This is a genomic window from Pantoea sp. VS1 (genome assembly GCF_002207995.1).
GTDB classification, from domain to species: Bacteria; Pseudomonadota; Gammaproteobacteria; order Enterobacterales; family Enterobacteriaceae; genus Pantoea; species Pantoea dispersa.
The window spans coordinates 22,482-29,439 of sequence record NZ_NHZE01000003.1 but is presented as its reverse complement, the minus strand read 5'-3'; the positions used below and the strand labels follow the sequence as shown (position 1 = coordinate 29,439).

At 49.1% G+C, this 6,958-nt stretch carries 5 protein-coding genes and 1 pseudogene; 2 read left to right on the top strand and 4 right to left on the bottom strand.

Features of this window, described 5'->3' with window-relative positions:
- Window positions 1-72: 72 nt before the first annotated feature.
- Entirely contained in the window at window positions 73-480 is a 408-nt protein-coding gene (locus CBW22_RS00655; protein WP_088515759.1) for a hypothetical protein, read from the top strand.
- A 493-nt stretch (window positions 481-973) separates the two neighbouring features.
- Here the strand turns inward: CBW22_RS00655 and CBW22_RS00650 are convergent, their stop codons facing one another.
- A complete protein-coding gene (locus tag CBW22_RS00650) occupies window positions 974-1,156 on the bottom strand; it encodes a transposase (protein WP_088515758.1) in 183 nt (60 codons plus the stop codon).
- A 103-nt stretch (window positions 1,157-1,259) separates the two neighbouring features.
- Complete coding sequence (locus tag CBW22_RS00645; RefSeq protein WP_088515757.1) at window positions 1,260-5,027, bottom strand: hypothetical protein; 3,768 nt, start codon at window positions 5,025-5,027, stop codon at window positions 1,260-1,262.
- A gap of 677 nt (window positions 5,028-5,704) precedes the next feature.
- Between CBW22_RS00645 and CBW22_RS25870 the strand changes: the two are divergent.
- Window positions 5,705-5,912, top strand: a pseudogene (locus CBW22_RS25870) (phage portal protein); the annotation flags it as partial.
- 48 nt (window positions 5,913-5,960) lie between these two features.
- Here the strand turns inward: CBW22_RS25870 and CBW22_RS00640 are convergent.
- Both CBW22_RS00640 and CBW22_RS00635 read right to left on the bottom strand, forming a co-directional pair.
- On the bottom strand, window positions 5,961-6,260 hold the full coding sequence (locus tag CBW22_RS00640) for a DUF1493 family protein (protein ID WP_088515756.1): 300 nt from the start codon (window positions 6,258-6,260) through the stop codon (window positions 5,961-5,963).
- A complete protein-coding gene (locus CBW22_RS00635) occupies window positions 6,254-6,715 on the bottom strand; it encodes an STM2901 family protein (protein WP_088515755.1) in 462 nt (153 codons plus the stop codon). Before CBW22_RS00635 ends, CBW22_RS00640 begins: the two co-directional genes overlap by 7 nt.
- Between the last annotated feature and the right edge of the window lie 243 nt (window positions 6,716-6,958).

Genomic DNA, 6,958 nt, shown 5'->3' with positions numbered 1-6,958 from the left:
ATATTTAACCTTGTCAATAGTTGACATTATTTTAAAATAAGCTACTTATTGGTTATTTAAGAAGGACTACCAATGATCGATATAAAAAACAACATAGATAATATGTGGGTTTACTTTCCTGAGCATGAAAATGAGATTTTAAATGAAGTTAGTATGCTTACTTCCTTTCAGTTCTATGACCGTTATCTTTTAAAGTTATCTGCAAGAGAATTTTTGGATTTTTTCCAATATCTTTGTGACTATAAAATCAATAACGAAATTGACGACTCGCATGCAATTTCTCAACTCATTAATTATGCTTTTGGCTACGATTCAGATAACAGTCATGACAATCGACCAAATGACTTTAGCTTTTTTCGTGATCGTGTAGAAAAACTTAGAAGTGAACACTTTGCTGAAAAAATCAACAGTGAAAAAAACAAACTAGGATTAAATATTAACTGCATTAGAGGAGGGAATGGCTTGCATGAGCGTCTATAACCCACACATTTAGGGACATTAATAGCCTTTCAATCATGAAGAAATCTCAATCACGCAACTTTCAAAGAATTATAATTTGATAAATTTAGTCAAAAAACTATTGTTATCAGCCCCTGATTTCTGCACTTTGGTCCTAGCTTTGGCCCACCTCCTAATTGTAGTTTTTAATAAAACTAGCAAGATCAGAAAAGTATATTTGCATCTACAGAGACGCCAGCCCAAAATTCTCCATCGGTGATTACCAGAGTCATCCGATGAAGTCCTGAGAGCCCGCAAGGCGCAAACCCTGCGGGCTTTTTTGTGTCTGCAATTTGTCCAGTGAAGTCTGATGCTAACTAATTGAATCCGAACTGACCTGCCCCTAGTATTAGATACAACCCTCAGTTAGTAATGGTGTCTGGCTGAGGGTGAGGAACGTGGCGCGAATGGACTATCTGAATAGGTACGAGCGCGGGAAGTGGCGCCAGTTTTACTTTTCGCCTGCGGGCTTTGGCTACACGTCCCCCATTTTCCAGAGCCGTATCCATTTAAAGAAGAGAATATCGTTGACGTTGTGCTCACGCGCGAGGGCGGCAACGCTGCCGATTTTTTCAACGGTTTTGAGCGCCACGCGAACCAGCCGAAACTTAAATTTGGGCGTGTAACGCTGACGTGATAAAGATTTTAAGTCAGTCATCAGGTGTCCACCTAATTAGAATAAGTGGACGCTTAAATTAAAGAAATCGATTCTTCCTCCAGCATCGCTATAAATTCATGTGTGTCACGTGAAATCTGAGCGGCTAATAACGCCGTAAGGACCCGTCTTCATTGATAAGACGCTCTCCCCTTGCTGCTTCGACAGATCGTACAAACCAGAACCAACTGTCCTGATGCTGACAGGGAGCAGCATCAATCAGATTAAGTACCTCTTCCCGGGAGTACCCTCTGAGCATGCTTGCAACATAACGAAACTGCTCAAGCCTGGGAGGGACGTTAAATAGGCGAGTCATACACCTCTCATGCACGACCTGATGGGCAGGGGTGGTTTTGGATGATAATCGAAATAACAAACCATTCTGATCGATATACTCAGAATCCATGCATTTTTGTAACGCTTCCACCGGAAATTCATCAAGCCGCTCAGCGAATACCTGCGGAATAAGTGCAGCAAGTACAGGTGATGCAAGCATCCGTTCCAGCAGCGTGTCATGGTAAGGCAATCGCCCATTCATGGCATTTAAGACTGAGACCGTTCGATCCTCATGTTCAAAATGTCGCAACACAAAGTCCGCCACTATGTCTGGCGCAATGTCAAGGGAAAAAGGCAGCAACTCTCTCATCGTTTCAAAATCTGCTGCATTCAGCATCCTGTGACGCAGGATCCATTCTCTGAAAGGATACCCTTCACAGCCCTCTGTTTTGACATAAAAGTCAAAGTTCGTTTTCTTATGCCAGTCCTCATAAAGCATCAATGCCTGCCGCAAGTGGAACACCGGAAGCGCATCAGGCTGATGAGCGATAAACTTCACGATGTGAACCATGCCCTGAGGGAAGACTCGCGTAATCGCGTTCAGAAGATCTTGCATTGCTTTTGGCTGCATCGGACTGCCCAACCGCCGCCAGAGTTCGTCAATGAGTGTGATGGGAGCCTCAGGAAGCCAGCGCATACAGGCCAGTGATGGAATGTCGTGAAGCCCCGCGAAAGACGGCGGCAACTCTGTCAGCATTTTAGGCAAAACCTCCACTCCATGACGTGCAATTAATACCCTCCACCCTGCCTTCTCATGACCCGCAGCAATCCACTGTCGCGCCGTTTCATCATCGATGTCCGGGGAAAGAGCATCAGCAAGCTGGTGGTGATGGGTATCAATCCCTGCGAGTGCAACTCGCTGAAAGCGGCCAATCCAGGGAGCGCCTTTTTCGACAATGGCATAGCCGAGGACTTCCTGCGCCTCCGGTGATAGAGAAGCGAAGCTTGTCAGCAATATCTGAAACACACTGTCATCGCCACAACCTGTAAGAACGCGATTGAGTTCAAACCACGCACTGGAGTTTTTTTTGATGACAGAATCGATTAAACGCCCGTATTCTCTGGCGATATGCTCTGCAAGGCTTTTATTGCTGCGCCGTTTTGCAGCCGCACGAAGCCACCAGGCTTTTGATGCAAATACGGTGTCAAGGTGGGGGCTGACCCATGCGGGTATATTGGCACAACACCCCAGCGCAACCGCTGCCGCCCTTGCCCACGTTATCCGCCCATCAGCCGCTGCCTGCTTGAGCCATGAGCTCCACTCCGGCCCACCTCGCTCGGCGATCACATTGAGTACAAACCCCGTATCAGGCGAACCCAGCCAGTCAGCCAGTGTAGCCCGTTGTATGTAAAGTTTATCCGGACAGATAGCATCATCCCACTCATGCGGATAACACTTCGCAACGCTGAGTGATGAGAGCACCTCTAAAGCCTGCCGAAAAAATTCTGCACGCCCCCCCTTGAGGGCAGCCAATGCCGCTCTATTTCGCACCGCCAGGCGAGGATCAGCCAGGCCCAGTTTTATACTATCTACCAGCGCAGGCGCAGGACGTTCCCCCCTCCGGCTGGCATCAAGCAAAGCTGAAAGCACAATATCTTCTGTGACCATTGCACTAACATCCCTCTCCCTCGCAGCCCCACCTGACTGAATAGCAAGCGAGAAACTCTCTCGAGTGCGAAGAGGGTTTATGGTAAGACAAGCAACATCGTCACATAAGTATCCATGACCGGCGAGCCAGCTCCAGTAAAGATCATGGACGGGTAAAGTCAGACCGGCGCGTTCCTGAAGTGTACCCAGACTTTTAAGGATCCTGACAGGATTTTCAAGACCGGCCTTCGCAGCACGATGCTGAAGTGCCTGGGTAAGGCGACCAAAGGAGCGCGTGCCTGCAAGCGACAACTCTGCGACCGCGCCAGCAAGTACATCCGTAAACCTCTCGGGCAGGTCTCGCATGAGGTATTCATGAAACTGACGCAGCAGATCGCCGATTGTTGTCGACCGCGCATCGGAAAGAATGTGTATGGCCAACAAAAGAGGGAGCCGTAAAAGGTCAAGCACCGCATCTGAAGGCAATGCTTCGCCAGGCGTAGAAGTGGCAACGGCGCGTTTTATGTGTTCTGGGATGGGTAAATCCAGCCTCCAGTGCTTAAATGCACCGTCACCCACATCAGCAAATTTGGCGGTAGCAAGCACACGAGTGTTGCGCCAAGCCCGCAGTGCCCGTGCTTTCTCACTCGCCTGCGAAGCGCTCGCAAATTCAGACCAGCTATCAACAAAAACACAAATTCGCGGGTCATTAAACAGTCCCGGCAAATCGATTCCCGGAATAATGTCGGTGATCATTGCTTCCAGCTCACCCCAGCTTGCCACCTGTCCAGCAGGAAGGTAGAGAGGCACGATCGTACTGGACGCAAGAAGACTCTTTGCCGCATGCCAGAGCGCGAGCGTTTTACCCGAACCTGGCTGGCCTAGAATAAGGTGTTTTTTATCTGTATGTTCGGTCAGTTTTGCTATTGTTGTGCTGAGAGGCGCGCCATCAGCCAGCATCTCAGTCAGTCTTGGCTCTACAGCGAAAACTCGCATCAGTGCCTTTCGAGCTTCCCTCTTTGCTTCCGGAAATAACAAATCCACTGAGGGAGGCATACCGGCCTCAATTAATGACTCAGCCAGCCCCCTGAGGTCCTCACCCGATAATGCCCCCTTCGTTCTGCTGAGTTGGCTTAGGAAACTGACCGCAATGCGAGAAGGCACTGCGATGGACGTGGCTCGCTCCAAGCATGACTTGAGATTATCGCGATTCAATCGGCGAGGGCCAGGACCAAGGGCACATGCAATGACATCGCAGAACACGGCATTGTATGCGCGATGTGCCATATCTGCAGTCGACTGTAACTCATCGCGCATATCTATCAGTGCCTGGCGGTTACTTGCGTCCAGCTCGCGCCAGTCTGGGGCTCCACAGGCAAAAATCATCGAACGCACAAGCTCATTCCTGAATTGTTCATCAGAGCTGTCACGGACAAAGATCTTCAAAGCCTCAGATAACGTCCGCTTGAGCAGAGCAGCCCGAAGTTCACCGACATCCCCACCCTTAGCGGCTTCGCCCCAGGCGACCAGGCCAACGGTACCAGAAGGCAATGCATCTTTGCGCTCCTTTCCTGCAAGGGATGTTGTAAGAAATACCAGCCTGACGACTCGCCCTGGATTGTTAACGCGAAGCCTGAAAAGTGATTCAATAGCAGCTAGTACATCCGGTGAGTTCAACGTCACAGCACCCGATTCACGCGTATCTTTTGCCTGTGTCGCACTCAGAATGTCATCAAGTGCGCCTGAGTTACGAAGGATTTCAGTGAAGTCTTCGGCAACTTCCAGATAAAGCTCATCTCCAGGACGCAACGACAGCCAGGCCGCGGCTGACGCGTGAATTTGATAAATGTATCCGCGAAGTGAGGCCGTTGCCTGCCTGGCAATATCCTCGGGAGGAACCCGCCAGGGTTGTAAGGGATCACCGAAGTTGTAAACAGAATCTGATGACATAGCAAAACTCTTCTGTAAAGCAGCGACATTTATTAACGAAATATGCTAAGAATATCAATGGATATTAGCCTATATAGCGCATAGTTCGCACCCCTGTTAAAGAAAGAATAATTTCGGTTTTCCTCTCAGATTTAACAGTAGAGTTAAGCGATGATTTGCAGAAGAGCTGTGGCGCTTAATGGCGATACCCACACTAATATGAACACGGCTAATTTATCGCTGGCCACAAACGTCTGTGCTCTCTCAGTGACTGCATTTTCAGCCCATTTTTGGGGAGCCATTTTCTGTAATCCTCCATTAATTTCGTCTGTTTTCTATCACCGATAACGCGTTCCTTGCGTATAATATCGTGATTGGCCGCGCTGACTCTCCTGCAGAAGTACATTTATGGCAAATATCTGACAGAACATCCGGACGAGCCGGTATTGACGCTGGACTCCGGGTACCTTGCCCGCGAGTAATTTAGTTCGCAGATCGCTGTCAGACTAACGCTGGCGAGGCAGATGGTGCTGGCGCATTCATATGAACTGGCAAAACAAGTGCTCAACATAAGGACGAACTGATAGGTATCGCTCAGAAGCTGGAAGATAAAGGCTGGAAAGAAAGCTATCGGCTGGGACAAGAGATAGCCAGGATGAGATAGCGGCGAAGTTTCTTGAACGCGGTATGACTGCTGAATTCATCAGGACGACATGATGGCCGCGCACCGCGTACCGCCTCAGATGCTGGGGATTATCCCGAACAACACCGGCGGATTTGGTGACGTTGAAAGACCAGCAGCGTGCTTGTGCGCAACAAACTTATTCCGCTACAAAGCGCTTAGGAGTTAAACGACTGCTTGTTGATGAGGTTATAAGGTTTGCGCCTTACAACCTCGATCTGAAAGATGGCAGCAAACTCACAGCGGCAGGATTGAGCGCCTACGGGTGCTTTTTATTTATCAGTCCAGTGACCGGCGCGCGCAGAATCAATTAGCAGCTGAATGGTGAGAGGTTTTTCCGCCTTACCGTTATTTGCCGGAAAATAACGCCCGAAATTTATTTCTTTCGGGTTGAGAGAAAATCGCTCCGCGAATGTTTCCAGCAGCTCAGCGGCGTCTTCTGGTGCCATCCTGAAATCTTTATTCAAATCCGTTGTATGTGTCAGTGGAAAACGCTTACGCAACCAGAACCAGTAACCGTTATATTCTTCAACCAATGCGAATATCGCCTTTTCAGTATCATCCATCACCAGATTTTATCCTCCGCCCGGGCTATCGTGTTATAACGGTTCATCGACTTCCAGCCTATAACCCCCACGTCTGACGCCACTACAGCCCAGCCAATAACCGGCACGGTCCTGCCAACAAAGGTGCCTAATTTTTGAGTCATTATAATTTTCATGTTAAACGGATTTCCAACTATGGTTGGCAGCGGGAAAGGCAGTCTGTATTTTTGCAGCAACCTGCGTGACTGAATAGATGCATACGAGGTGCCGGGAGTCGCGTTTGCAAGTTTGCCGGACACGGCGACGTTATTACGCCCGGCATAGATCGCAGCTGCGGCCACAACGTTGCCTGTTGCCACTGCCGCCCCCGTGAAATGCTCGGCAGTCACATCAACCATAATCCAGAAAAAAAGCTCGCCAGCATTAAGATTTGAAAGGCCGCCGTAAAAATAGGTTCCGTTAAGCTGTTCGGTTGTATCCATAACCACACCCCGCAATATAAAGAGTGATGGAATTTTAACCGCAACGAATTTGAATTTCCAGCCTCTCCAACACGCATGTAACGCATTCTGCCGCGCGTATCGCCTTATTCCTCTAGCCAATCATTCGCAAACCAGGCACACGTCAGCGGGCCGGAAATCGGGGCGGCGTCATCCTCCACTCTCTGAATAATCCCTCCTCCAGCCCGCTGCTAATTCAGGAGATGACCGAAACTAAGCATGGAG

What these genes read in the sequence shown, in the direction of transcription:
- CBW22_RS00635 (WP_088515755.1), bottom strand. Translation starts at nt 6,715, where the DNA reads ATGGATACAACCGAACAGCTTAACGGAACCTATTTTTACGGCGGCCTT.
- CBW22_RS00645 (WP_088515757.1), bottom strand. Translation starts at nt 5,027, where the DNA reads ATGTCATCAGATTCTGTTTACAACTTCGGTGATCCCTTACAACCCTGG.
- CBW22_RS00650 (WP_088515758.1), bottom strand. Translation starts at nt 1,156, where the DNA reads ATGACTGACTTAAAATCTTTATCACGTCAGCGTTACACGCCCAAATTT.
- CBW22_RS00655 (WP_088515759.1), top strand. Translation starts at nt 73, where the DNA reads ATGATCGATATAAAAAACAACATAGATAATATGTGGGTTTACTTTCCT.